This window comes from Ciceribacter sichuanensis (assembly GCF_024055605.1).
Taxonomy (GTDB): domain Bacteria; phylum Pseudomonadota; class Alphaproteobacteria; order Rhizobiales; family Rhizobiaceae; genus Allorhizobium; species Allorhizobium sichuanense.
Genome location: NZ_JAMXLX010000007.1, coordinates 1 through 24,925, shown reverse-complemented (window position 1 = coordinate 24,925; position 24,925 = coordinate 1). Strand labels below are relative to the sequence as shown.

24 protein-coding genes are annotated in these 24,925 nt (G+C 61.9%); 12 read left to right on the top strand and 12 right to left on the bottom strand.

From position 1 onward, the window contains the following. Positions 1-4: 4 nt before the first annotated feature. From NBH21_RS19395 to NBH21_RS19360, 8 genes are all read right to left on the bottom strand, one after another. Positions 5-1,609 carry a 5-guanidino-2-oxopentanoate decarboxylase gene (locus NBH21_RS19395; protein WP_250914443.1) on the bottom strand — a complete coding sequence of 535 codons (1,605 nt, stop codon included), beginning with the start codon at positions 1,607-1,609 and terminating at the stop codon, positions 5-7. Between the two features lie 24 nt (positions 1,610-1,633). Beyond that, entirely contained in the window at positions 1,634-2,353 is a 720-nt protein-coding gene (locus NBH21_RS19390; RefSeq protein ID WP_250914444.1) for an HpcH/HpaI aldolase family protein, read from the bottom strand. Continuing rightward, positions 2,346-3,035: an RraA family protein gene (locus NBH21_RS19385; protein WP_250914445.1), complete on the bottom strand. Its 690-nt coding sequence runs from the start codon at positions 3,033-3,035 to the stop codon at positions 2,346-2,348. Before NBH21_RS19385 ends, NBH21_RS19390 begins: the two co-directional genes overlap by 8 nt. A gap of 15 nt (positions 3,036-3,050) precedes the next feature. Next, entirely contained in the window at positions 3,051-4,175 is a 1,125-nt protein-coding gene (locus NBH21_RS19380; protein WP_250914446.1) for an ABC transporter ATP-binding protein, read from the bottom strand. Positions 4,176-4,266: 91 nt separating this feature from the next. Next, positions 4,267-5,301, bottom strand: coding sequence for an ABC transporter substrate-binding protein (locus NBH21_RS19375; protein WP_250914447.1), 1,035 nt, complete (start codon positions 5,299-5,301; stop codon positions 4,267-4,269). A gap of 39 nt (positions 5,302-5,340) precedes the next feature. After that, the gene (locus tag NBH21_RS19370; RefSeq protein WP_250914448.1) at positions 5,341-6,135 is read right to left on the bottom strand and encodes an ABC transporter permease; all 795 of its coding nucleotides are present in this window, start codon (positions 6,133-6,135) and stop codon (positions 5,341-5,343) included. Next, a complete protein-coding gene (locus NBH21_RS19365; RefSeq protein WP_250914449.1) occupies positions 6,132-6,992 on the bottom strand; it encodes an ABC transporter permease in 861 nt (286 codons plus the stop codon). The genes NBH21_RS19370 and NBH21_RS19365 overlap by 4 nt, the downstream gene beginning before the upstream one ends. Next, complete coding sequence (locus NBH21_RS19360; RefSeq protein ID WP_250914450.1) at positions 6,989-7,660, bottom strand: GntR family transcriptional regulator; 672 nt, start codon at positions 7,658-7,660, stop codon at positions 6,989-6,991. The genes NBH21_RS19365 and NBH21_RS19360 overlap by 4 nt, the downstream gene beginning before the upstream one ends. Before the next feature lie 373 nt (positions 7,661-8,033). Between NBH21_RS19360 and NBH21_RS19355 the strand changes: the two genes are divergently transcribed. Continuing rightward, a complete protein-coding gene (locus tag NBH21_RS19355) occupies positions 8,034-9,098 on the top strand; it encodes a glycoside hydrolase family 25 protein (RefSeq protein ID WP_250914451.1) in 1,065 nt (354 codons plus the stop codon). 80 nt (positions 9,099-9,178) lie between these two features. Here the strand turns inward: NBH21_RS19355 and NBH21_RS19350 are convergent, their stop codons facing one another. Together NBH21_RS19350 and NBH21_RS19345 are read right to left on the bottom strand one after the other, a co-directional pair. Beyond that, positions 9,179-9,874 (bottom strand): VIT1/CCC1 transporter family protein, encoded by a 696-nt coding sequence (locus NBH21_RS19350; RefSeq protein ID WP_250914452.1) that lies wholly within the window; start codon positions 9,872-9,874, stop codon positions 9,179-9,181. A gap of 99 nt (positions 9,875-9,973) precedes the next feature. After that, complete coding sequence (locus NBH21_RS19345) at positions 9,974-10,729, bottom strand: IclR family transcriptional regulator (RefSeq protein WP_250914507.1); 756 nt, start codon at positions 10,727-10,729, stop codon at positions 9,974-9,976. A gap of 134 nt (positions 10,730-10,863) precedes the next feature. Between NBH21_RS19345 and NBH21_RS19340 the strand changes: the two genes are divergently transcribed. The 3 genes from NBH21_RS19340 to pcaF are packed head-to-tail and all read left to right on the top strand — an operon-like array spanning position 10,864 to position 13,461. Beyond that, positions 10,864-11,586, top strand: coding sequence for a 3-oxoacid CoA-transferase subunit A (locus tag NBH21_RS19340; protein WP_250914453.1), 723 nt, complete (start codon positions 10,864-10,866; stop codon positions 11,584-11,586). Next, positions 11,583-12,254, top strand: coding sequence for a 3-oxoacid CoA-transferase subunit B (locus tag NBH21_RS19335; protein ID WP_250914454.1), 672 nt, complete (start codon positions 11,583-11,585; stop codon positions 12,252-12,254). Before NBH21_RS19340 ends, NBH21_RS19335 begins: the two co-directional genes overlap by 4 nt. A 1-nt stretch (position 12,255) precedes the next feature. Further along, complete coding sequence (gene pcaF, locus NBH21_RS19330) at positions 12,256-13,461, top strand: 3-oxoadipyl-CoA thiolase (RefSeq protein ID WP_250914455.1); 1,206 nt, start codon at positions 12,256-12,258, stop codon at positions 13,459-13,461. A 78-nt stretch (positions 13,462-13,539) separates the two neighbouring features. Here pcaF and NBH21_RS19325 read toward each other — a convergent pair whose 3' ends face one another. After that, positions 13,540-14,766: a M24 family metallopeptidase gene (locus tag NBH21_RS19325; RefSeq protein WP_250914456.1), complete on the bottom strand. Its 1,227-nt coding sequence runs from the start codon at positions 14,764-14,766 to the stop codon at positions 13,540-13,542. A gap of 253 nt (positions 14,767-15,019) precedes the next feature. Between NBH21_RS19325 and NBH21_RS19320 the strand changes: the two genes are divergently transcribed. From NBH21_RS19320 to NBH21_RS19300, 5 genes are all read left to right on the top strand, one after another. Beyond that, positions 15,020-16,546: an ABC transporter substrate-binding protein gene (locus tag NBH21_RS19320; protein ID WP_250914457.1), complete on the top strand. Its 1,527-nt coding sequence runs from the start codon at positions 15,020-15,022 to the stop codon at positions 16,544-16,546. Between the two features lie 195 nt (positions 16,547-16,741). Then, positions 16,742-17,716, top strand: a complete 975-nt coding sequence (locus tag NBH21_RS19315; protein WP_250914458.1) for an ABC transporter permease — start codon at positions 16,742-16,744, stop codon at positions 17,714-17,716. 65 nt (positions 17,717-17,781) lie between these two features. Next, on the top strand, positions 17,782-18,576 hold the full coding sequence (locus NBH21_RS19310; protein ID WP_425340456.1) for an ABC transporter permease: 795 nt from the start codon (positions 17,782-17,784) through the stop codon (positions 18,574-18,576). Next, the gene (locus NBH21_RS19305) at positions 18,573-19,382 is read left to right on the top strand and encodes an ATP-binding cassette domain-containing protein (RefSeq protein WP_250914460.1); all 810 of its coding nucleotides are present in this window, start codon (positions 18,573-18,575) and stop codon (positions 19,380-19,382) included. The genes NBH21_RS19310 and NBH21_RS19305 overlap by 4 nt, the downstream gene beginning before the upstream one ends. Next, positions 19,379-20,131, top strand: coding sequence for an ABC transporter ATP-binding protein (locus tag NBH21_RS19300; RefSeq protein WP_250914461.1), 753 nt, complete (start codon positions 19,379-19,381; stop codon positions 20,129-20,131). Before NBH21_RS19305 ends, NBH21_RS19300 begins: the two co-directional genes overlap by 4 nt. Before the next feature lie 51 nt (positions 20,132-20,182). On the opposite strand, the gene NBH21_RS19295 is transcribed toward NBH21_RS19300, so the two are convergent. Continuing rightward, positions 20,183-21,349 carry a dihydrodipicolinate synthase family protein gene (locus NBH21_RS19295; RefSeq protein ID WP_250914462.1) on the bottom strand — a complete coding sequence of 389 codons (1,167 nt, stop codon included), beginning with the start codon at positions 21,347-21,349 and terminating at the stop codon, positions 20,183-20,185. 247 nt (positions 21,350-21,596) lie between these two features. Here NBH21_RS19295 and NBH21_RS19290 point away from each other — a divergent pair, with 247 nt between their 5' ends. From NBH21_RS19290 to NBH21_RS19280, 3 genes are all read left to right on the top strand, one after another. Further along, entirely contained in the window at positions 21,597-22,643 is a 1,047-nt protein-coding gene (locus tag NBH21_RS19290) for a LacI family DNA-binding transcriptional regulator (protein ID WP_250914463.1), read from the top strand. Further along, positions 22,640-23,644 (top strand): Gfo/Idh/MocA family protein, encoded by a 1,005-nt coding sequence (locus tag NBH21_RS19285; RefSeq protein WP_250914464.1) that lies wholly within the window; start codon positions 22,640-22,642, stop codon positions 23,642-23,644. The genes NBH21_RS19290 and NBH21_RS19285 overlap by 4 nt, the downstream gene beginning before the upstream one ends. A 10-nt stretch (positions 23,645-23,654) precedes the next feature. Continuing rightward, positions 23,655-24,925: acyl CoA:acetate/3-ketoacid CoA transferase (locus NBH21_RS19280; protein WP_252759583.1), on the top strand; the 1,271-nt coding region annotated here is incomplete at its 3' end.

Genomic DNA, 24,925 nt, shown 5'->3' with positions numbered 1-24,925 from the left:
GTTCTCAGGCGAGGAAATCGGCACTTTCGCGAACGTGAATAACAGTCGGACCGTCTGCTGCAAAGGCCGCGGTCACGGCTGCTTCCAGTTCGTCGAAGCTGGTCGGTTCGGCGGTGTGGCAGCCATAGGCCTTTGCCAGCGCGACGAAATCCGGGTTGTGCTGATTGACGCCGATGGTCGGGATGTTCCGTACGATCATGCCGTCGCGGATCTGCGCGAGACTGTCGTTGTTCCACAGGATGATCGCCATCGGCAGCTTGTTTTCGACCGCCGTGCCGAGTTCCTGAAGCGTGAACTGGAAACCGCCATCGCCGACGATGACGGCAACAGGTGTCTCCGGTGAGGCGATCTTGCCGCCGATTGCTGCCGGAAGCGCGAAGCCGAGTGTGCCATAACCCGCCGGGAAGAACCACTTGCCGGGCTTCTCGGTCGGGAAGAAGGCATAGCCGGTGTAAGCAAGCTGGGTCATGTCAGTGTAGACGACGCCCTCCGGCGGGATCGCCCGGCGCAGCGCGTCGAGCACGCGGACATGCTTCTGCTCCAGCGGCGTGAGGTTGTCGCGTTCGCTCTGGCGGAGGTCGGCAATGGCGTTCGAGCCATTGAAGCCACCCGTGACTGCGTCGGGCAATGCATCGAGCAGTCCTTCGACGGCAAGCGTGGCATCTGCGCAGATGGCGATCTCGGTATCATAGTCGCGGGCCAGTACGCTGCGGTCGATATCGACCCGGATCAGCTTGCCGGACATCGGAAGCGGGCCGTCCAGCCAGACATCGGGTTCGGCAAGTTCGGTGCCGATGGCGAGGATGATGTCGGCGCTCTCGATGAACTCCTGCGTCTTGCCACGGTCGAGCGTGGTCTCAATGGCCAGCGGATGGCTGTCCGGCAAAACGCCCTTGCCGGCAATGGTCGGAACGACGGCCGCGCCGATCTTTTCCGCCAGCATTTGCACGGCAGATGCCGCGCGGGCCGCACCGCCGCCTGCGATGATGAGGGGACGCTTTGCCTGCGCCAGCAACTGGGCTGCTGCCGCAAGATCAGCGGACGCGGGCGCTGCTTCGCCGCCAGCGCTGCGCACCTTCACCGGCTTGTCGTCCGGGGCCTTGAACACATCGAGCGGAATGGAGATGTGGACCGGACGCTTGCGGCCGGTCTCGAAGAGCGCGAAGGCGCGCGCCACATATTCGCGAACCTGCTCGGGATCATTGGCGATGGCCGAAAAGGCGGTGAGCGGCTCGGTCACGCGAGCCTGATCGGTGATTTCGTGCAGGCGGCCGCGCCCCATGCCGAGATCCTTGGTGGCAGCGACGGAGGTGATGACGAGCATCGGGATGCTGTCGGAATAGGCCTGTCCGATCGGGGTCGCGGCGTTGGTAACGCCGGGGCCGGAAATCAGCAGGCAGACGCCCGGCTTGCCGGATATGCGCGCATAGCCATCGGCCATGAAACCCGCGCCCTGTTCGTGGCGCACGCCGATATGGCGGATGCCGGCGGCTTCGAGACCGCGATAGGCTTCGAGCGTGTGAACGCCCGGCATGCCGAACACGGTGTCGACGCCATAGGCGGCAAGGATCTGCATGAGGCGGCTGCCGCAGGAAATTACTTCGGTCATAATGGTTGATCCATCCAGTGTGTTTTACTTGGCCGCGTCGGCAAGGCCCGACATGATCGAGCCATACTCATCGGCAACGACCATCAGCGAGGCGCCGAGGTTCTTGGCGTAATCCCGTTCCGCGCGCGACCACGCCGGCATAATCCAGGGTTTGCCGGCAGCTTTCGCCGCGGCTGCGATCTGGGCGAGATCGGCCTTGTCGGCATCGGTGTTGCGATAGGCGCCGCGGCCGCTGTCGAGCGAAAGGTCGCTCGGGCCGACGAACACGCCATCGACGGTGGGAAGGGCCAGGATCGCCTCGATATCGGCGAGTGCAGCGGCCGATTCCACCATCGGGTAGCATTTCGTGTTGGTGTTCTCGCGCTCGTAATATTCCGGCGAGACACCGCCATAGCGGGCCGGCCGGGTGCCGGAGAAGCTGCGATTGCCGAGCATCGGATACTTGGCCGAGCGGGTCACTTCCCGCGCATGATCGAGATTGCCGATATGCGGGATGATGACGCTGTCGGCGCCCATGTCGAGCGCCTGCTGGATCGGGATCGCCTGTGGCCCCAGCACCTTGGCATGCATCTTCATGCCGAGCGCCCTACCGAGCGCGATGATGCGGTCGAGCGCTTCGAGATCGAAGAGGCCGTGCTCGATATCGAGCACGATATGGCGATAGCCGATATCATGGGCGATCTCGATCATCGCCTGATGGGGCGTCGAAAGCCAGACGGCGAGGGTGTCGATCGTGTCAGCCATGGAGTTCTGCGTCCTTCCGGTTGCGTTCGGCGATCATGCCGGCGATGTCGACGAGATCCTGCAGGCTTTCGCCCTTCTTGAGCCGCTCGATCCAACCGCCTTCGTCGGCCTGATCGGCCAGGGCAATGGCTGTGAGGTCTTCGACCTCGGACGGCGGCAGCACGAGGATGCCGCAGTCGTCGGCGAGCACCGCGTCGCCCGGATTGACGGCCACGCCGCCACAGGAGATCGGAATATTGAAGCCGCCGCCGAGATTGAGCAGCTTGGTAGTGATCGGCGAGACGCCGCGTGCCCAAGTCGGAACGCCGGCGTCGCGGATCGCTTCCGGATCGGTGATCATCCCATCGACGATCACGCCGGCAATACCGCGCAGCTTCGCGACGGCGGCCATGAAGCCGCCCCAGGGGGCGTGGCGTTCGTCGCCGGCGCGGTCGATCACCAGCACGTCGCCGGGGCGTACCCAATCCATGGCATGGTAGAGCAATGTGGAGTCCGCACCCGCGATGGAGACGGTCACGGCTGTGCCGGCGATCCTGACACCGTCGATCAGCGGGCGCAGGTCGTTGCGCATGAAGCGGTCGTGCAGATAGTGGCCGACGGTTGCCGCTTCCACGCCGCGGAAGCGGGCGAGAAGCGTCTCGTCGAGGGCGGCCGGCATGTCGCCGAACCGGTAGGATTTCATGGGCATTTCAGGGCCTCAGTTGGTAAGAAGATGAATGGCGGCAAGCGGGCAGGAGACGGTCAGCATCTCGCCGGGCAAGGGTACGGGTGCAGCACCCAGCCGGTTCCTGACGCGCATGGTCATTGTCTCGCCGGTCATAAGCGTGATCGGGATCAGCCGGTCGGTGCCGGTGTAGACGGTCGTGCCGCAGGAGCCGGTAAAGGATATCGTCTCGCTTCCGCCCGTGCCGAGCGTCAGGGCCTCAGGGCGAATGGCGATCGTTGCCGTATCTCCGATGCCAAGCTGCCGAGGCGGACGCGGAAGAACGAGGTCCAGCCCTCCGGCCGAGACGGCCGCGTCGCGGTCGTCGATGTTCGTGATCTTGGCATCGAGCATGTTCATGTCACCGATGAAATTCGCGGTGAACCGGTCGCAGGGGCGCTCATAGATACCGACGGGGTCATCGACCTGCCGGATGATGCCGGATGACATGACCGCGATGCGGTCGGACATGGTCAGCGCTTCTTCCTGATCGTGGGTGACGAAGATGAAGGTGATGCCGAGCTTGCGCTGCATTTCCTTGATCTCGACCTGCATTTCCCGCCGCAGCTTCAGGTCCAGCGCGCCAAAGGGTTCGTCAAGCAGCAGCACGGACGGTTCGTTCACCAGCGCACGGGCGAGCGCCACACGCTGCTGCTGTCCGCCTGAAAGGGCTGACGGCTTGCGGTCGGCAACATGCGCCATCCGGACAGAGGCGAGCGCTGCCTGAATACGGTCGCGACGTTCCGCTTTCGGCACGCGCTTGACCGCGAGCCCGAAGCCAACATTGTCCGCCACTGTCAGGTGGGGGAAGAGTGCATAGCTCTGAAACACGGTATTGACGTTGCGCAGGTGCGGCGGCGAGCCGGAGACCTCGCGACCATCAAGCACGATATTGCCGCTGCTGGGTTCCTCGAAGCCGGCGATCATGCGCAGCGTCGTGGTCTTCCCGCAGCCGGACGGGCCGAGAAAGGTGAAGAACTCGCCGGCGCGGATCTTCAGGTTCATGTGGTCGACGGCATGGGACGGGTTTTCCGCATCGGAGCCGAAAACCTTGCACAGGTTGATCAGCTCGATGGCGGTCCTGTCCGGCCGCGGGGTGTTCCGGGTGTCGGGCGGCATCGCTCTTTCCAGGCTCATTCTGCAACAGGGATAAAAGGGGCGACGGTCGGGGTTGGGGATTCTCGGCCGCCGCCCACCGCTCAGATGGGAGTTACTGAGCGGTCTTCACCTTGGTCCAGCCATCCTGGTAGAGCTTGGTCGCGTCGCCGACATCGAGGATGAAATCGACCTTCGTCAGCTTGTCGGCCGGCGGATAGATGGCCGGGTTCTCTGCGACATCCTTGGGAAGCAGCGCCTTGGCTGCATCGACGACGGTTGCGGACTTCGAAAGGTTGGCAGCCTTGGCGGCCACTTCCGGCTTCATGATGTAATCCATGAACTTGTAGGCTGCATCGGCGTTCTTGGCTGCCTTCGGGATGGAGAAGCCATCGATCCACATCGAGCCGCCTTCTTCCGGGATCACATAGTGAACCTTCGGATTGGTGGTGATCGCCTGGGCGATGTTGCCGTTCCAGCCCTGCACGATGCAGGCCTCGCCCGAAGCGACGAGATCGCCGAAGTTGCTGCTGTTGTAGCCGCCGAGCACCTTCTTCTGCTCGATGAGCGACTGGGTGGCCTTTTCGATTTCCTCGGGGTTGGTGGTGCCTGCGTGGAAACCGTTGACCTGCAGGCCGGCGATGTAGGCGGCGAGCATGTTGTCCAGCATGTAGATGCGACCTTCATATGCCGGATCCCAGAGCGCCTTCCAGCTTGTCGGGGCGTCCTTCACGCATTCCTCGTTATAGGCGAAGCCGGTCGTGCCCCAGATATAGGGAACGCTGAACTTCTGGCCCGGGTCGAAGGATACGTTCTTGAAGGCTTCGCCGAGATGGGTGAGGTTCGGCAGCTTGGCATGGTCGAGTTCGAGCAGCAGGCCCTGCTTGGAAAGCACCTGAACCGAATACTGGCTGGGCTCGATCAGGTCGTAACCCGATGCGCCGGCCGAAAGCTTGGCCATCATGGTTTCGTTGGAATCATAGGTGTCCATGGTCACCTTGATGCCGGTTTCCTTGGCGAAGTCGTCGACGATTTCCTGCGGAAGTTCGCCGGACCAGGCGTAGATGGCGAGTTCCTCGGCGGATGCCGTGGAGGCCAGCAACAGCGAGGCAAGGCTCACTGTGGCGATGAGATATTTGCGGTTATGCATGTAGTTCCCCTTTTTTTGGTTGGAATTTTGGCATGCGGTTCATCCAGTCTTGCGGACCGTTTTCAGGTAACGCCCCATCACCAGCGCGATGGCGAGCACGTTGATGCCGATCAGCATGGTGCCGAGGGCGTTGATCTTCGGGGTGAGGCCGGTCTTCAGCATCGCGTAGATCTGGATCGGAAGCGGCGTCGTGCCGACACCGGAAACGAAGGTCGAGATCACGAAATTGTCGAAGGAGATGACGGCGCAGAGCAGGGTCGAGGAAAGAATGGCGGGAGCTAGAAGCGGCAGCGTCACGCGCATGAAGGTCTGCGGCCCGTTGGCCCCGAGGTCGGCTGCGGCTTCATCCAGCCGAGGGTCCAGCCCGGATGCGGCGGCGCGCACGATCAGGAAGCTGAACGGCACGGAAACCAGTACATGGCCCGCGATCAGCGTCGTATAACCAAGCGCCATTCCCATCCACACGGTCGCGACCAGAATGCCGACCGCCAGCACGATTTCGGGCAGGACGAGAGGCGCGATTAGCGCAGTCGAGAAGAGGGTCTTGCCGGAGAACTCGCGCTTGACGACGGCGAGGGCGGCACTCGTGCCGATCGCGGTTGCAAGAATTGCGGAAATGACGGCGACGATGGCGCTGACCTTCAAACCGTTTTGCAGGCCGCGATCCGAAAGCGCCTGCTGGTACCAGTCGAGCGAGAAACCCGTCCAGACCACCGTCGAGCGGCCGGCATTGAAGGAATAAATGACGAGCACCACCAGCGGCGCAAAGAGGAAGAGGTAACCAAGCGCCGTGATCGCCGGTACGACGAAGCCAGTAATGCGGTGAAGCCTCATGTCCGCGCCTCCTCGACCCGCCGCAACACGCCCATGTAAAAGACGATGATGACGGAGGAGATGACGAGCAGCGTCACTGAAACCGCAGCGCCGAGCGGCATGTTGCGGAAATCGAGGAAGAGCTGAACGATCAGGTTGCCGATGATGATGCTCTTGCCGCCTCCAAGCAGGACCGGGATGGCATAGACACCCATGGCCGGAACGAAGACGAAGAGCACGGCGGCCATGACCCCCGGTAGAGACAGCGGGAAGGTGACCCGCCAGAAGCTTTCGATTGGGCCGGCGCCGAGATCATCGGCAGCCTCCAGAAGCTTGCGGTCCATGCCCTGCAGGGCCGCATAGATCGGTAGCACAGCGGTAGGCAGGAAGGCATAGAGCATGCCGGCCATGACCGCGGGATAGGTGCCGATCATCCTGACCGGGGCTTCCAGTATGCCAAGGCCTGTCAGGATGCTGTTCAGCGTGCCGGTACGGCCAAGCAGCACCATCCATGCCGACATGCGGATCATGAAGTCGATCCAGAAAGGAATGATGAGAAGGGCGAGAAGCAGCGTCGCGTGGCGTCCGGCGCGAAAGGCGAGGAAATAGGCCATGGGATAGGCGACCAGAATGCAGATGGCGGTGGAATAGAACGCGATCTTCAGCGAATTCCAGAAGATCGGCAGGTAGCTCGGCTGCAGCAGTTCGCGGTAGCTTTCGAACGTGAAGTTCCAGACGGCGCCGCCATAGGCATCGCGCTCGGCAAAGCTGTAAGCCACGATGATCAGGATCGGGATAATCAGCAGCAGGATCGCCATGGCGATCGAGGGCGCCAGCATCAGGAAGGTGGTGAGGTTCCTGTTACCGGCGCGGCTCATGCGTTGGCCTCGCTGTCCGGTGCGACTGGCGCGGGAGCGACTGACGGCCTCGTGACCAGCTGAACGGAAGCGACAGTCAGGTGCTGTCGCATCGCGGCTTCCGCCCGGTCGGGATCGCGCGCTTCGAGTGCGGCATAGATCGCATCGAAGTTGGAGAGTTCGTCGAAGATCAGCGTTACCGGCAGGCGCGAGACATAGAGGCTGCGCACCGAGAGTGCGTAGAGCCTGCGAAGGGCCTGGGCGAGATAGGGATTGCCGCTCGCTTCAGCGATGATGCCGTGCATGCGTTCGTCGATGCCGAGATGCCAGTCGATTTCCGACCGTTGTTCGGCAACCCCCTGACGTGCCTCTTCGATCAGGCCGGCAAGTGTCCTCAACTGAATGACACTCATCCGGATCGCGGCGGTGCGAACCGCCATGATCTCGCTGTGCAGGCGGAACTCCTGCAGGTGGAAGAAGTCGGAGGCCGAGGTCGAGGAGACGAAGTAGCCGCGCTGCGGCACCGCGAGAACCAGATCCTCCTGCGAAAGCCGCTGCAGCGCTTCGCGCAATGGCGTGCGTCCTACATCGAGCATTTCCATGCAGGAGCGCTCGTCGATCGGGGCTCCGGGCAGAAGTTCGGCGCGAATGATGGCGGAACGCATCCCCTCATAGGCCGTGTCGCTCATGCGTTTCTTTGGAGAGTTGGGCGTCATATCAGCTCGATATATGAAAAATATATTTTTATAATATCCGTGAAGGCCGGGCCGTCAACCGTCAATTTTCCCGAAGCGGATTCTTTGCGGTGTAGGGTTGTCGGGGCTGTGGATTTCGGCTTGGAGCTGCGGCCAATGGCTTCCATGCGAGGAAGCGGTTTTCTCTTGGGACCTCGCGAAACCATCACGGTTTCGTGTTTGTGAGCGAGGGGCAGGCGCTCGCGTTTCAGCAATCGGTAAAGATTGCATTTAACATTTGCCGGTAAAACTCTGTTAGCAAATGCTGTCAGTGGTCCCGGCCGGAGCGGAATGAAGCCGCCCGCCGTTTGTATAGAGTATCGGTGCCATGCGTCTTTCTACCTTGTCCTCGATCGTCTTGGGATGCCTTGTCGTTGCGGGGTGCAGATCGACGTCCAGTCCGGAAGAGGTGCTGAACATCGCCCCCTCCCGGGAGACCACGAGCGCAGTCAGTACGGCTTCTGCCCCCATTCCCGCAGCGCCGGTAGGGCAGGCAAGCGCGCAGGCCATGCCGACGCAGCAGGTCGCTGTCGTCCAGCCGCAGTCGTCGCCAATGCTGGCCTGGGCCGGTACGGTGCCGGAGCCGCGGGCGCTTCAGCCGACAACACTTTCGACAGGCATGCCTGTACCGAACGAAAAGCCGGTGGCCATGCTGGTTCCCTCCGCTCCCCAACCCGATCCCACGCCGCGCGGACGTTCGCGGATCTACAGCCATCAGTTCCGGGATGCCAAGCCGATCAACTTCGGCAAGGCCTCGCCGAGGAGGCATGCGGTGCACGGCGTCGATGTCTCCCGCTGGCAGGGCGATATCGACTGGGTCAAGCTGCGCACGCAGGGCGCGAACTTCGCCTACATCAAAGCGACGGACGGGGGCGATCATCTCGACCCGATGTTCCGCACCAACTGGAAGCGCGCAAAGGATGCCGGGCTGAAGCGCGGCGCCTATCACTTCTTCTACTGGTGCCGCACCGCCGGCGAGCAGGCCGAGTGGTTCATCCGCAACGTGCCGCGCGATCCCGATGCGCTGCCGCCGGTGATCGATGTGGAATACAATGCGGAATCGAGTTGCAAACGTCGTCTCTCGTCGACCAAGGTGCGCGAGAAGATGCAGGTCTTCATGGACATGCTGGAGCGCCACTACGGCAAGCGTCCGGTGATTTATACAGCGCCGGATTTCTATGACGATCATCTGGACGGCCAGTTCCTGGAATATCCTTTCTGGCTGCGTTCGGTGGCGGCGCATCCTTCCAAGCGCTATCCCGGCCGCAAGTGGATGTTCTGGCAATACTCTGGCTCCGGCCTGTCGCAGGGCGTGTCCGGCAAGATCGACCTCAACGCCTTCCATGGCAGCGAGGACGAATGGCATCGCTGGACATCGCGCAACGGCGCTTGATGTGTCCAGTCTTCAGGAAATGAACCGGGGCGGATGCAGCTATCTTATGCCGCGGAATTATCCACTGTAGCGGATGTCCGTCAAACGGCGGTGCCCACCAGGGCGCCGATGCCAGCGGTCAGAGCCATGGCAAGAGCGCCCCAGAACGTGACCCTTGCTGTCGCCTTGGCTATATTGGCGCCGCCTGCGCGTGCGCCAATCGCTCCCAGCAGCGCGAGAAATACCAGAGAGGCAAGCGAAACGGAGATCGGGATCATCGTGACCGGCGACAGCAACGTCACGAGCATAGGCAGGGCGGCGCCCATGGCGAACGTTGCAGCCGACGTGAGCGCCGCCTGAATGGGACGGGCGCTGGTAATTTCCGAAATGCCGAGCTCGTCCTTGGCGTGGGCCGCCAGTGCGTCGTGCGCCATCATTTGGCTTGCTACGGTTCTTGCAAGCTCGAGTTCGACACCCCGGGCAACATAGATCTGGGCGAGTTCCTCGTGTTCGGATTCAGGGCTGGTCGCCAGTTCCCGCCGTTCCCGTTCAAGGTCAGCCTGTTCCGTGTCCGATTGCGAGCTCACGGACACATATTCTCCCGCAGCCATCGACATCGCGCCGGCGACGAGCCCGGCAATGCCGGCAACCAGGATCTCCGAACTGGCCGTCGAGGCCGATGCGACGCCAACAATCAGGCTGGCGGTTGAGACGATCCCGTCATTGGCTCCGAGCACGGCGGCCCTGAGCCATCCGATACGTGCGACAAGGTGGTTCTCTGTGTGCAGGCGCCCCACGATCTACTCCCTACAGCTTTCTGAATCGGCATTGCTGGATGCATGATTGCAGGTTGCGGTGCAGTTGGCCAGTTCCCGCTTCCCAAGCCGGAGCGGTGCCTATCGCAGCATCTTCTTCAACTCCGCCTGTACTGTGAGCAGCTTGGGCAGGTACCTCGCGGCAAGGTCTGAGACATCCTCCCCTCTGGCCGGAAGCCCGATGTTGAGTGCCGCGACAGTGATCCCGCGGGCGGTCAGCACCGGCACGGCGATCGAGCGCAGGCCGAGTTCCACTTCCTGATCGATGACGGCATAGCCTTGGGCGCGCACCGCGCGGATGCGTTCCATGAGCGTATCCGAATCGGTTACGGTGATGGGCGTACGCGCTGTGAGGGGATGAAGGGCGAGGCGTTGGCGCACTTCATCCTCAGAAAGCGCCGAAAGCAGGATCCTGCCCATCGAGGTGCAGAAAGCGGGAAGGCGCGATCCCGGCATCAGGGCGATCGACATGACTTTCCGTTGTGCTGCGCGCGCCACATAGACGATTTCGTCACCATCTAGGATGGATACGGAGGAGCTTTCCCCAAGTTCGTCGGAAAGCGTATCGAGGAGCGGTTGAACCATCTGCGGAAGCGGCATGGTTGCGAGGCAGGCGGTTCCAAGCCGCAATACTCTGGGCGTCAGCGTGAAGAACTTTCCGTCGTAGTCCGCGTAGCCGAAGTGGGCGAGCGTGAGCAGACAGCGCCGCGCGGTCGCCCGGTCGAGACCGCTTGCCGCGGCAACGTCGGAAATGCTCTGGCGCGGATGCTCCGCAGTGAAGGTCTCGATGACGGCGAGGCCCTTGGCAAGGCCGCCCATGGTGTCGCGTTGGGTAATGGGCATTGCTGTTCCGTGCGATATGTCAACAAATGCATCATATCGCACAAATCCATTGCCGGGAAGGGCTCTATTTTCTATCCATGATGCGGGCCGTGCGGCGTCAGTCCGTTGCGGCGATAGAGGAGATCCCGATGGACAAGACAGTCCCAAGTCCGGCCGAGGCTGTGGCCGAGATCGGCGATGGCGCAACGGTAATGATCGGTGGCTTCGGTGGTTCCGGCGCACCGATCGAACTGATCCATGCGCTCATCGACCGTTTCGTGCAGACCGGACACCCGAAGAACCTGACCGTTGTGAACAACAACGCCGGCAACGGCCATGTCGGCCTTGCGGCGCTGATCGAGCAGGGCATGGTCAGCAAGCTGATCTGCTCCTTCCCCCGCTCCGCCGATCCGCGCGTGTTTACGGAAAAGTATCAGGCTGGTGAAATCGAGCTGGAACTTGTGCCGCAGGGCACGCTGGCCGAGCGCATCCGCGCCGGCGGCGCTGGCATCCCGGCCTTCTTCACGCCGACCTCCTACGGCACCGAACTTGCCAACGGCAAGAAGATCGAGGAATTCGAAGGCCGTCCCTATGTGCAGGAACGCTGGCTGAAGGCTGATTTTGCGATCGTCAAGGCACATGTCGGCGATACCCATGGCAACCTGATCTACAACAAGGCGGCTCGCAACTTTAACCCGCTGATGTGCATGGCCGCGGCCACCACCATCGTGCAGGTGTCCAAGATCGTGGAGCCCGGCGAGATCGATCCGGAAGTCGTCATCACACCCGGCATCTTCGTGCAGTCGGTCGTCGAAGTGTCCAATCCTCAGCAGGAAGAAGTCTTGAACCGTGAGGGAGCGAGCTACCCATGACTGACAAGCTTTCCAACGCCCAGATCGCCTGGCGCGCAGCACAGGATATCGAAGACGGTTCCTATGTGAACCTCGGCATTGGCTTCCCGGAAATGGTCGCCCAATACCAGCCGCCGGGACGTCAGGCCGTGTTCCATACCGAGAACGGCATCCTCGACTTCGGCGAATCCCCCGCCAAGGGCGAGGAAGACTGGGACCTGATCAACGCTGGCAAGAAGGCCGTGACGCTGAAGCCGGGTGCCGCCTTCTTCCACCATGCCGACAGCTTCGCCATGGTGCGCGGTGGGCATCTGGATGTCGCAATTCTTGGCGCCTATCAGGTTGCCCAGAATGGTGATCTCGCGAACTGGAGCATAGGCGCAGGCGGTGTACCGGCCGTTGGCGGTGCGATGGACCTCGTACATGGCGCCAAGCGCGTGGCTGTCATCACTGAGCATGTTACGAAGAAGGGCGAGCCCAAGCTGCTCGACCGCTGCACCCTGCCGCTGACCGGCGTCGGCTGCGTGACCCGCGTCTATACCAGCCTTGCCGTGATCGATATCGAAGGCGGCCGTTTCGTCCTGCGCGAGAAGCTGCCGTCGATCTCTCTCGAAGAGCTGCAGGCCCTGACCGGCGCCGAACTTCTGGTGCCGGGACCTGTAGGTGACCTGATCGTACCGGAGTTGTGACATGAGCGAAGCCTATATCTGCGACTATATCCGCACCCCGATCGGCCGTTTCGGCGGTTCGCTCTCCTCCGTCCGCGCCGATGATCTCGGCGCGGTTCCCCTGAAAGCGCTTCTGGAGCGTCATCCGAGCCTCGATTTCGAAGCTGTCGATGATGTGATCTTCGGCTGCGCAAACCAGGCAGGCGAAGACAATCGCAATGTTGCCCGCATGTCGCTGCTGTTGGCCGGTCTGCCAGTCAGCGTTTCGGGTACGACGATCAACCGTCTTTGTGGCTCCGGCATGGATGCGGTCATCACCGCGGCTCGTGCCATCCGGTCGGGCGAGGCGGAATTGATGATCGCCGGCGGTGTCGAAAGCATGAGCCGCGCTCCCTTCGTCATGCCGAAGGCCGAGACAGCATTCTCTCGTCACGCCGAAATCCACGACACCACCATTGGCTGGCGCTTCGTCAATCCTTTGATGAAGAAGCAGTATGGCGTCGACAGCATGCCGGAGACCGGCGAGAACGTCGCCGAGGACTTCAAGGTGAGCCGCGAGGATCAGGACGCCTTTGCCGTTCGCTCCCAGGCCAAGGCCGCCGAAGCTCAGGCCAACGGACGCCTAGCGAAGGAAATCGTGCCAGTCACCATTCCGCAGCGCAAGGGCGATCCCGTCGTCGTCGAGAAGGACGAGCATCCCCGTGCAACGACCATCGAGACGCTGGCGAAGCTTGGAACGCCTTTCCGCAAAGAAGGTGGAACCGTGACGGCCGGCAATGCCTCGGGCGTCAACGATGGTGCGGCCGCCCTGATCATAGCGTCGGAAGCGGCTGTGAAAAAGTATGGCCTGACCCCGATTGCCCGGGTTCTCGGTGGTGCTGCCGCTGGCGTTCCCCCGCGAGTCATGGGCATCGGTCCCGCTCCGGCCTCACAAAAGCTGATGACGCGGCTCGGCATGACGCAGGACCAGTTCGACGTGATCGAACTGAACGAAGCCTTCGCCAGCCAGGGTCTTGCAACGCTGCGTCTGCTCGGCATTGCCGATGACGATCCGCGCGTGAACCGTAATGGCGGCGCGATTGCGCTTGGCCATCCGCTCGGCATGTCGGGCGCCCGCATAACCGGCACCGCGGCATTGGAACTTTCGCTCAACGGCGGCCGCTACTCGCTGTCCACCATGTGCATCGGCGTCGGTCAGGGCATCGCGGTCGCGCTCGAACGCGTCTGATCGTTTCTTCTCCAAGAATACAAAGGCCGGCGCGTCATCGCGCCGGCGTTGTCATGTCCGTTCCATGAGACCCGGTTGTCAGCCGATGCGGATGATATCGCGTGGCAAGCTGTTCATGCATTCGGTGCCGGTTTCGGTCACGAGAAACTGATCCTCGATCATCAGCGCGCCGAAGCCCTGCGCATAGAACGGCGTTTCAAGGGCGACGACCATGTTCTGTTCGATCACCTCGTCATTGCTGTTTGAAAAGAAGGGCCACTCCTCGATGCCGGCATTGCCGCCGACGGAATGGCCGAAATGTCCGCGATAATATTCGTCGAGGCCGTTCTTCCTGAACCGGGCGAGCATTGCGGCGTGAACATCCCCGAAACGACGGCCGGGCCGGATCTGCTCGAGACCGGCGAGAAAGGCTTCATGCAGGATGGCATGAAGATCCGTGGCGAGTGCCGCCGGTTGCCCGAGCACGAAGGTCCGCGCGCCGTCGGAGGAATAGCCCTCGACCAGCGTGCCGACATCCGCCTTGATCAGAGAGCCGGGTTTTACCGTGGCGCTGCCATCCGTGAGGTCGGGACCGACCGAAATATAATCCCAATGTCCCGAGAGCCCGAAGCCTCCGGCTGTGGCCTCTTCACGGGCACCTTGGAGCCATGCGGCTGATAGTTCGCGCAGGGAAGCATCGGGCTTTACGGCAGACACCAGCGATCGCAGGCCGGCTTCGGCAGCGCGCGCGGCTCGGCGCAGGCGCTCGATTTCACGTGGATTTTTGATCACCCTCAACCTCAGCAGAATGTCCGAGGCGTCTTTCCATGTGACATGGGGGAGGGCCTTCTTCAGCCTTTCGAAGTCTGCGGCAGGGAGGAAGGAGAAATCGGCCCCCAGCACTGCCTTGTCCAGTCCGCGCTCGGTGAGAATGTCGGCGAGCAGACGGAAGCATGCTTCCTGATCGAAGGTCTCCGGTCGCGGACCGGTGTTTTCCATATGGCGATAGGCTGCGTCGATATCGGCGATGGTTTCCTGTCCGGTCAGGGCGACGCCGTCGATCCATATGCGGTGCGTGCGGATATCCACGGATTGGTACAGCCTCGCCATGCCGGCGGCGGCATGATCGCTGATGACGGCGGCCAGCGAGGCGGTGGTATCAGACGGAACGACAGCGATCGCGGAACCTGCCCGCCCCCACATCGTCGCCACGCCGGCATGAGCGCCTATCGCATAGCGGAAAGCCTCCGGCTGGAAAAAGACGAGGGCATCGATGCCGGCTGCTCCCATCAAACTTTCCGCGCGAACTCGGTCCAGGTCGCTCATGTCCTCAGCCTTTCAGTTTTCCGATGCTTCTTGTGTGGGATGCATTGTCGATGGCGTACTTGAACTTCGTGAGTGTCGCGATAGCTCTTCATCGGAGTGGAAAATAATTCTCTTCATGCGGTGGAATTGCCTGTGAGCATTTTCCTCCGCAACGACAAATCAGGCGAAGGATCCAATACCCCACAAGTCTGGTAGGGTATAACACCAATCGAGATCAACGACCAAAAACACTGACGATACGAGGAGCACATCCATGAGCGGTTTTGCCAATAAAAACAGGCAGGGTTTCCTGTCCGAATGGCGCGCGACGACGGCTGCGGCCGCACTCGTCGCCCTTTCGTTCGCAACGCCGCTTGCGGCTGCGGACTTCGATGCCGATGCGACCGTCAACATCGGTTCTCTCTACGAGCCGCAGAACCTCGACAACACCGCGGGCGCGGGGCAGGGCATCAACGAAGCCTTCAACGGCAATGTCTACGAAGCTCTTTTCCGTCTGAGCGATGCGGGTGCTGTCGAGCCGGTTCTGGCTAAGGACTTCAAGGTCAGCGATGACGGTCTGACCTATACCTTCACCCTGCAGCCGGGTGTTACCTTCCATTCCGGCGAGCCTCTTACGGCAAAGGACGTCAAGTTCTCGATCGAGCGCGTCACGGCGGCCGAATCCAAGAGCTCGCGCAAGAACAGCCTCAAGACCATCAGCGCTGTCGAGACGCCCGACGACCAGACGGTCGTCGTGAAGCTCTCTGCCCGCTCGATCTCGCTGCCCTACAATCTGAGCTATGTCTGGGTGGTCAATGACGCCGCCAAGGACCTGCAGTCTTCTGAAGACGGCACGGGTCCCTACAAGCTCGAGGAATGGCGTCGCGGTTCCTCCATCTCGCTCCAGCGTTTCGACGGCTACTGGGGTACGAAGCCGAGCAATGGCGAAGTCGTCTACCAGTATTTCACCGAGGCGACCGCGCTCAACAATGCGCTGCTGACCGGTTCGGTCGATATCGTCACCTCCGTCCAGAGCCCGGATTCGCTTGCGCAGTTCAAGGACAATCCGGATTTCACGGTCGCCGAGGGCCAGTCCTCCACCAAGCTGTTGCTTGCCTATAACGACCGGGTGAAGCCGTTCGATAACGTCAAGGTGCGCAAGGCTCTGGCTCGCGCCGTCGACAAGAAAAAGCTCCTGAACGCCATCTGGGGCGACTACGGCATTGTCATCGGCTCCTTCGTGCCGCCGACCGATCCGTGGTATGTCGACCTCACCAATGTCGACGCCTATGACGTGGGCAGCGCCAAGGCGCTTCTGGCGGAAGCCGGTTATCCTGATGGCTTCTCCTTTACGCTCGATACGCCGAACTACGATCCGCATCCGATCGTCGCGCAGTTCCTGCAAACCGAACTTGCCAAGGTCGGCGTGAAGGTGAACATCAACGTCATCACGGCCAACGAATGGTACACGAAGGTCTACAAGGCTCATGATTTCCAGGCGACCTTGCAGGAGCATGTGAACCACCGCGATATCGTCTTCTACGGCAATCCGGACTTCTACTGGGGCTACAATAACCCGAAGGTCGTCGACCTGATCAAGGAAGCCGAAGCGAGCGCTACCACGGACGAGCAGACCGCGAAGCTCAAGGAAGCCAACACGGTGATCGCCGAGGATGCCGCCAGCAACTGGCTCTATCTCTATCCGCAGATCGTGGTTTCGAAGAAGTCGGTGACCGGCTATCCGGTGAACGGCCTCAACTCGCAGTTCTTCGCTTACGGCATCCAGAAGGCCGCCGAATAACGAACTGTTCAAGCCGCGGGCCTCGTCCTGCGGCACGCTCGACAGCAAGCGCCGCCCGAACTATTTTCGGGCGGCATTTTGCGTCTGAAGCAATTCCAGCAAAAGCGGGAACCGGTTTTGCGTCCGGAATTGCGTGAAAACAGAGAGAAGAGCTTTGAAGGCGCAACCGTTTTTGCCGGAAATGCTCTAAGAAAGGTGGCGACCATTCTTGCCTATCTCATACGCCGTTCGGTGATCCTCGTCCTGTCGGTCCTGATCGCCGCGGCCGTTCTGTTCCTGCTGCTGCGCCTGCTTCCCGGTGATCCCGCGAATGCCCTGGTTTCCGTTGGTGCGGACCCTGAGCAGATCGAGGCTGCGCGCCGGCAGGTCGGTTCCGACCTGCCTGTTTCGGAACAGTTCGTCCGTTTCGTATCGAGCCTTGCGCGCTTCGATTTCGGCAACTCCTTCATCAGCGGTGCGCCGGTGCTGGCGGAGATCGGCAAGCGGCTTACGGTCACTGTTCCGCTCACGCTGCTGGCTTTCGTTCTGGCAATCGTGATCGCCCTGCCGCTCGGCATCATCGCGGCGGTCAAGCAGGACCGCTGGTATGGCGTCCTGCTTTCGGTCGTGTCGCAGTTCGGCATCGCCGTGCCGGTGTTCTGGATCGGCATTCTTCTCGTCGCCGTTTTCGCGGTCAATCTGCGGCTCTTCCCCTCCGGCGGCTTTCCGTCTCGCGGCTGGACGAATGCCCCAGCGGCCTTTCATGCGCTTGTCCTGCCGGTGATTACCATCGCTCTTGTGATGTCATCGTCGCTGATCCGCTACGTGCGTTCCGCGACGCAGGACGTGCTTGGCAGCGACTATCTCAGGACGGCGCGGGCGCTCGGTTCCGGATTTTCGGAAGCACTGATCCGTCACGGTATCCGTAATGGCGCGGTGCCGGTGATTTCGATCCTCGGCATAGAACTCGCCTCGACCCTTCTCGGCGCGGTCGTGGTCGAGCGCGTCTTTTCGCTGCCGGGGCTTGGGTCGATGCTTCTGCTGGGCATCGAGCAGCGCGATTATCCGAATGTGCAGGGCGTGTTGTTCATCTCCACGCTTCTCGTGCTCCTTGTCGGCTTCGCCGCCGATATCGCGCAGCGTCTGATCGACCCGCGGCTGCGTGGCAGAGCGACGGGGGCAAAGGCATGACGTTCGACAATCCGGAATTGCCGGTCTCTCTTCCTCACGAGCGTTTCAGGGTTTCCGCGAACTTCATGCTCGGGAGCCTTGTCGTCGGGCTTCACATCCTTCTCGGGCTCGTCAGCCTGTTCTGGACCCCCTACGATCCGACAGGCATGGTCGGCGGGCGCCTCGAAGCGCCATCGCTCTTCCATTGGGCGGGAACGGACCGGCTCGGCCGTGACCTGATGACCCAGATCATGATCGGTTCGCGCATCGCGCTGGTGGTCGGCGCAGGAGCGGTTACCATCGGCGCGCTGATCGGCGTGACGATCGGGGTGATTTCCGCTTTTGCGACGAGAACCCTTGATGATGTCTTCGCCGCCACTTTCGATATCCTGATCGCATTCCCGACCCTGCTGGTCGCCATGCTGATCGTGGCTTCAAGCGACGGCGCGAGCCTCTGGACGGCGATCCTTGCCATCGGGATCGCCAGTTCCGCGATCATCGCCCGGCTGACCCGCATCCTTGCCAAGCGCGTGCTGGCCATGGACTACATCACCGCTTCGCGCGTTTCGGGGACCTCGTGGCCGGCCGTCGTCTTCATTCATGTGCTGCCGAACATCTGGCCGACGCTGATCGTCAATCTGGCGCTACAGTTCGGTCTTGCCGTCATCGCGGAAGCCTCGCTTTCCTATCTCGGGCTTGGCGCGCCGCCGCCGAATTCGTCCTGGGGACGTCTTCTGCAGGAAGCACAGGGGACAGTTTATACCGCGCCCTTCGGCGCGGTCGCTCCAGGCATTGCGCTGGTCTCGCTGGTAATCGGCCTTAACCTGCTCGCGGACGGCCTGCGCGATTTCGGAGATCCAACCCGCAGGAGGCGCCGATGAGCGATATCCTCAAGGTCGAAAACCTGACGATCAGGGCAGGCGGGCGTGTGCTCGTCTCCGACGTGTCGTTCTCCGTTTCGGCCGGCGAACGCGTTGGCCTGATCGGAGAATCCGGTTCGGGAAAGTCGCTAACCGCGCTCGCCGCCATCGGTCTTCTCGCGGATGGCATGTCTGCTGAAGGTTCGGTTCGTCTCGGTGACAGGGAGGTCATCAGCGCGTCTGACCGCGAACTCGTTCCGCTTCGGGGGGATGTCGCCGCAACCGTGTTTCAGGAGCCGCTGACGGCGCTCGATCCGCTGATGAAGATCGGGCGGCAGGTGGCGGAAGTGGTGCGCCGCCGCCGTCGCCGGGATGGCTTGAGCCTCGACAGGTCGGCCGTCGATGGTGAAGTGATCGGCCTGCTGGAGCGCGTGCTTCTGCCTGATCCGGCGCGCATCGCAAATTCCTGGCCGCATGAGATTTCCGGCGGCCAGCGCCAGCGCGCGGCCATCGCCATGGCGCTTGCCTGCCGGCCCAGGCTCCTGATCGCGGATGAGCCGACCACCGCGCTCGACGTGACCACCCAGGCGGAAATCCTGAAACTGCTCGAAAGCCTCGTCCGGGAAAGCGGAATGGCGCTACTGTTCATCAGCCATGACCTACCGGTGGTGGCGATGGCCGCAGAGCGTGTCGTGGTGCTGCAGCAGGGCAGGCTCGTCGAGCAGGGACCGGTTGGAGAAGTGTTCCGCCGTCCGCAGCACGCCTACACGCAAGGTCTTCTCGCTGCCGCGCGCTCCTTCGATCAGGCCCTCAGGAGAGCGCTATGACCCTGCTCGAGATGAAGAACGTCACCTTCGGCTACGGGCGCGGACAGCGCGTGCTTGACGGTGTGAGCCTTAAGGTCGAGGCCGGCCGCAATCTCGGCATTGTCGGCGAATCCGGCTCGGGCAAGACCACAATGCTGCGCCTGCTGCTGGGGCTCGCGAGCCCCGTCGCCGGCGAGATCGCGCTGAAAGGCAGGGCGGTCGATCTTTCGAACCGCGGGTTCATGCGGGACTTCCGGCGCTCGATGCAGGCGGTGTTTCAGGATCCTTATTCCTCGCTCGATCCGCGTCAGTCGGTCTTCGATATCATCGCCGAGCCGATCCGGTCGCTGAAGACGGGTTTCGATCCGAAACAGGCGGTTCCCGAGGCGCTGGCTTCCGTCGGGTTGCCTGCCGATGCGGCATCCCGCTATCCGCACGAATTTTCCGGCGGACAGCGCCAGCGCATCGCGATCGCCCGCGCTATCGTTTCCCGGCCGGAAATCATCCTTGCGGACGAGGTGGTCAGCGCGCTCGATCTTTCCACTCGCGTGCGGATCGTCGAGCTCCTGAAAGAGTTGTCGAACACCGTGACGCTGGTGCTGGTATCTCACGACATCAGCCTCGTCGCGCTGCTCTGTGATGAACTGGTCATTCTCGAGCGGGGCCGGATCGTGGAAAGCGGACCGACGCGGGAGATCCTGGCAAACCCCAAGAACGCCTATACGCAGAAGCTGCTGGCCAGCACGCCACGCTTTCCGGAATACGACTGAGGTTTCTGCCGTTCAGGCATGATCGAAAACGGTGAGAGAGGCCCGGAAACCTCACTCGATGCCGTAAACGCCGAGCAGGCTCTTCATGCGTCTTGTCGCAAGCTCCGGTTTGTCGAGCACATTCGCCCGATCCGCCAGCCGGAAGATATTGGCATAGTGCAGGATGCCACGTGCCGATTGCATGCCGGCCGGCAGGCTGAAATGCGACTGGTGCCCGTTCAGCCAGGCAAGGAAAACCACGCCTGCCTTGTAATATTGGGTCGGGCTTTCGAAGATCTTGCGGGAGAGGGGAACGGTCGGTTCGATCACTGCACGGAAGGTTGCCGTATCGCCGCCTGCCAGAGCCGCAAGTGCCTTTGAGGCGGAGGGGGCGACGGCGTCGAAGATACCGAGCAGCGCATGGCTGTAGCGCTTGCCGTCTCCCCCGATTAGTTCGGCATAGTTGAAGTCGTCGCCGGTGAAGCAGAGCACGCCTTCCGGCAGGCGACGGCGCAGTTCGATCTCCTTGGCGTTTTCCAGCAGGGAGATCTTGATACCCTCGACCTTGTCCCTGTTGGCCTCGATGATGTCGATCACGCAATCGAGTGCAGCCTCGAAGCTCTGTGAGCCCCAGTAGCCGGTAAGCTGCGGATCGAACATCTCGCCCAGCCAGTGGAGCACAACCTTGTCCCTGGTCTGGGACAGGATGCGTCCGTAGACGTAAGCATAATCTTCCGGCGACTTGGCAACGCGTGCCAATGCACGGCTCGCCATCATGATGGCGCGACCACCGTGCTTTTCGATGAAGCCGATCTGTTCCTCATAGGCCGCAATGACGTCATCGAGCGAGCGGGTATCGGCGGCTGCGAGCTGGTCGGTGCCAGCACCGCAGGCGAGATCGGCGCCTTTCACCGACCGTGCTTCTGCGAGCGAGCGGCTGATGAGTTCCTGCGCCCCGGCCCAGTCGAGGCCCATGCCGCGCTGGGAAGTGTCCATCGCCTCGGCGATCTTGAAGCCGAGGCTCCATAGATGGTGGCGGAATGCCATGGTCGTTTCCCAGTCGACTTGGGGCCGGTTCCAGGGATCTGCGTCACGGAACGGATCGGAGACGACATGTGCCGCCGCATAGGCAATGCGATTGAAAACTGGCGGCGAGGAAGGGCGGGCAATCGGTGTCCCGACCAGCTGATACTCGCGAACGGTTCCGCCTTCATCGGGCAGTTTCAGGCTCTCAGTCATCTCCATCCTCCTCTGGATTTTTGCTGAATAATTTGGAACGTTCCAAAATTCAAGAAATTTTTTCGAACACATGATAATGTTTGAATGGCGTTTCGGCGGATGATTTACGAGAAAAAATAGAAATATTTCTTTGTTTTCAGCGGCCGATCGACCTGTCGCAAGGATTTCGTGGGCCGGTGCTTGACATATTTGGAACGTTCCAATTATTTAATGCCAAGAGCGGACGAAAGTCCCGGGAGGAAGTCTGATGAACAAGGGACGGGTCACCGTCATTGATATCGCGGAAGCGGCCGGTGTGTCGAAGTCGACGGTATCGCTTGTCCTGCAGGGCTCTCCCCTTGTCGGTGAGGCGACCCGGGTCAAGGTCAACGCTGCAATGCGAGACCTTGGATACGTTTATAACCGCGGTGCGGCCAACCTGCGCCAGTCGAACGCCAAGTCGAAGATCATCGGCGTTGTCGTCAATGATCTGACCAACAGCTTCTTTGCCGAGCTTGCGGTGGGCGTCGACATGGTCGTGCAATCGGCTGGCTTCGTGCAGTTTCTTGCCAATACCGGAGAGAGCATCGACCGGCAGAGCGAGGTGATCGCCTCGATGCGCGAGCATGGGGTGTCGGGTCTGATCGTCTCGCCGGCGCGCGGAACGACGGCGAAGGATCTTAAGCCGCTGGTGTCCGCAGGCATTCCGGTTGTGCTCGTGGTGCGCAATGTGCCGGGCGCCAAGGTGTCTTCGCTCGTCTCCGATAACCGGGCGGGAACGGTGGCGGCGGTCGAGCATCTGGTTTCGCTCGGTCATCGTCGCATCGCCTTTATCGGTGGCTTTGCCGATACCGTGGTCTTTGCCGAGCGCCTTGAAGGTTATCGCGCGGCCATGGCTGCTGCTGGTCTGGAATTCGGCGAGGATCTGGTCGTGCCGTCCGCGCCGTCGCGGGCCGGCGGCGTGGAGGCGATCGGTCGGGCGATGCTGCTTGCGGAGAAGCCAACGGGCGCGGTTTGCTTCAACGATGCGGCTGCTTTCGGCGTCTGCGATGGCCTTCGGGCGCGGGGGCTGGAGCCCGGTCGCGACTTCGCCGTCGTCGGTTTCGACGATGTGATCGAGGCGCAGACGGCAGTGCCGGCGCTGACAACGATTGCGGTCGACCCGCAGGGCATGGGCCGGCGCGCCGCCCAGCTTTTGCTGAAGCAGATCAATGCGGACAAGGCGGAAGCCGAAGCGATCACGGGTGCTGTGCGCCTCGTGGTCAGGGAGAGCTGCGGCGCCGGACAGGGAATATTCGGGAGGAAGATGGCATGACTGTGCGATGGGGATTGATCGGCGCAAGCACGATCGCCCGTGAGTGGGTGATCGATGCGATCCGCGCGGCCGGAGGCGACGTCGTCTCGGTCATGAGCACGAATGCCGAGCGTGGGCAGGCTTACGCCGCGGAAAACGGTATTCCCAAGGCCGTTACCAGTGTCGATGAACTTCTGGGCGATGCCTCGGTCGATGCCGTCTACATTTCCACCACCAACGAGCTTCATGCTCCGCAGGCGATCGCTGCCGCCAAGGCCGGCAAGCATGTCCTCTGCGAAAAGCCGCTCGCTCTTTCGCTGGAGGATGCGCATGCCATGGCAAAGGCCGCAGCCGATGCCGGCGTGATCCTCGCGACCAATCATCATCTGCGCAATGCCGCCAGCCACAGGGCCATGCATCAGGCGATTGCCGATGGCCGGATCGGCAAGCCGCTTTCCGCGCGCGTTTTCCATGCTGTTTATCTGCCACCGCATTTGCAGGGCTGGCGACTGGACAAGCCGCAGGCTGGCGGCGGTGTGATCCTCGATATCACCGTGCACGATGCCGATACGCTTCGTTTCGTGCTCGGCGAAAATCCGGTCGAGGTGATCGCCTTTTCGCAGACTGGCGGCATGGGCAAGGCGGGTCTGGAAGACGCCGTGATGGGCGTCATGCGCTTCGAGTCCGGACTGATCGCCCAATTCCATGACGGCTTTACTACGAAGTTCGCGGAAACCGGTTTCGAGGTGCATGGCACCGAGGGCTCGCTGATCGCTCGCAATGTGATGACCCAGAAACCGGTGGGTGCCGTCGTTCTGCGCGACGCGTCCGGAGAGCACGAACTGCCTCTCGATCAGCACAATCTCTATGAGACGGCGCTCAAGGCTTTCCATGCCGCCGTCGCCGGTGGAGGCAAGCCGTCGGCGACGGTCGAGGATGGCATCTGGTCGCTGGCCACCGGGCTTGCGGTCGTCGAGGCGGCGAAGGTCGGTCACGCGGTCAAGGTCGAAACGGGATTTTGAGTTCACGTCCATGAGCAAGCACATCACTCCGGCGCAAGCCGCGGCCCTGATCCCAGATGGCGCTATCGTCACCGTTTCCTCGTCGAGCGGTCTCGGCTGCCCCGATCTCATGCTGAAAGCCATCGGCGAGCGCTTCGAAGCGACCGGCCACCCGCGCGAGATTACCACGCTGCACCCGATTGCGGCCGGCGACATGAGCGGCATCAAGGGTGTCGACCATATCGCCCGCAAGGGGCTGCTCGCCCGCATCATCGGTGGGTCCTATCCTTCCGGTCCCTCGACGGCAGAGCCGCCGTTGATCTGGCAGATGATCACCAATAACGAGATTCCGGCCTACAACATTCCCTCGGGCATCCTGTTCGACATGCATCGCGAAGCCGCTGCGAAACGGCCGGGCGTCCTGACCAAGGTGGGCCTCGAAACCTTCGTCGATCCCGCGCGTCAGGGCTGCGCCATGAACGAGGCCGCAAGCCGCGAACCGGTGGTAAAAAAGCTGCCGTTCGAAGGCGAGGAATGGCTTTATTTCCCGGCCATCGTGCCGAAGGTCGCAATCATCAGGGCAACGACCGCCGACGAGCGCGGCAATCTCACCTATGAACACGAGGGCGCCTATCTCGGTGGTCTCGATCAGGCGCTCGCCGCCCGCAACAACGGCGGCATCGTCATCGCGCAGGTCAAGCGGATCACCAAGGAAGGCTCTCTGAAGCCCCATGATGTCCGGGTGCCGGGCATGCTGGTCGATTATGTCGTGGTCGATCCCGACCAGAAGCAGACGACCCAGACGCTTTACGATCCTGGGATCTCGGGCGAAATCTTCCGCCCGCTGGACAGCTTCCGTGTGCCGGAATTCAATATCCAGAAGATGATTGCCCGCCGGGTGGCCCAGGAACTGCAGGCCGGCAGCGTGGTCAATCTCGGATTCGGTATCTCGGCGAACGTGCCGCGTGTTCTGCTGGAAGAAGGCCTGCACGGCGCGGTGACCTGGGCCATCGAACAGGGCGCTGTCGGCGGCGTTCCGCTTCTCGACTTCGCCTTCGGCTGCGCTTCGAATGCCGATGCCTTCATGCCCTCTCCTTATCAGTTCACCTATTTTCAGGGGGCCGGCTTCGATGCCTCGCTGCTTTCCTTCCTGGAAATCGGTCGCGATGGTTCGGTCAATGTATCGAAGCTCGCTTTCCGGCCGCATGTGACGGCAGGGGCCGGCGGTTTCGTCGATATCACGGCACGGGCACGGAAGATCGTCTTCTCCGGCATGTTCAATGCCGGCGCCAGGCTTGGCAT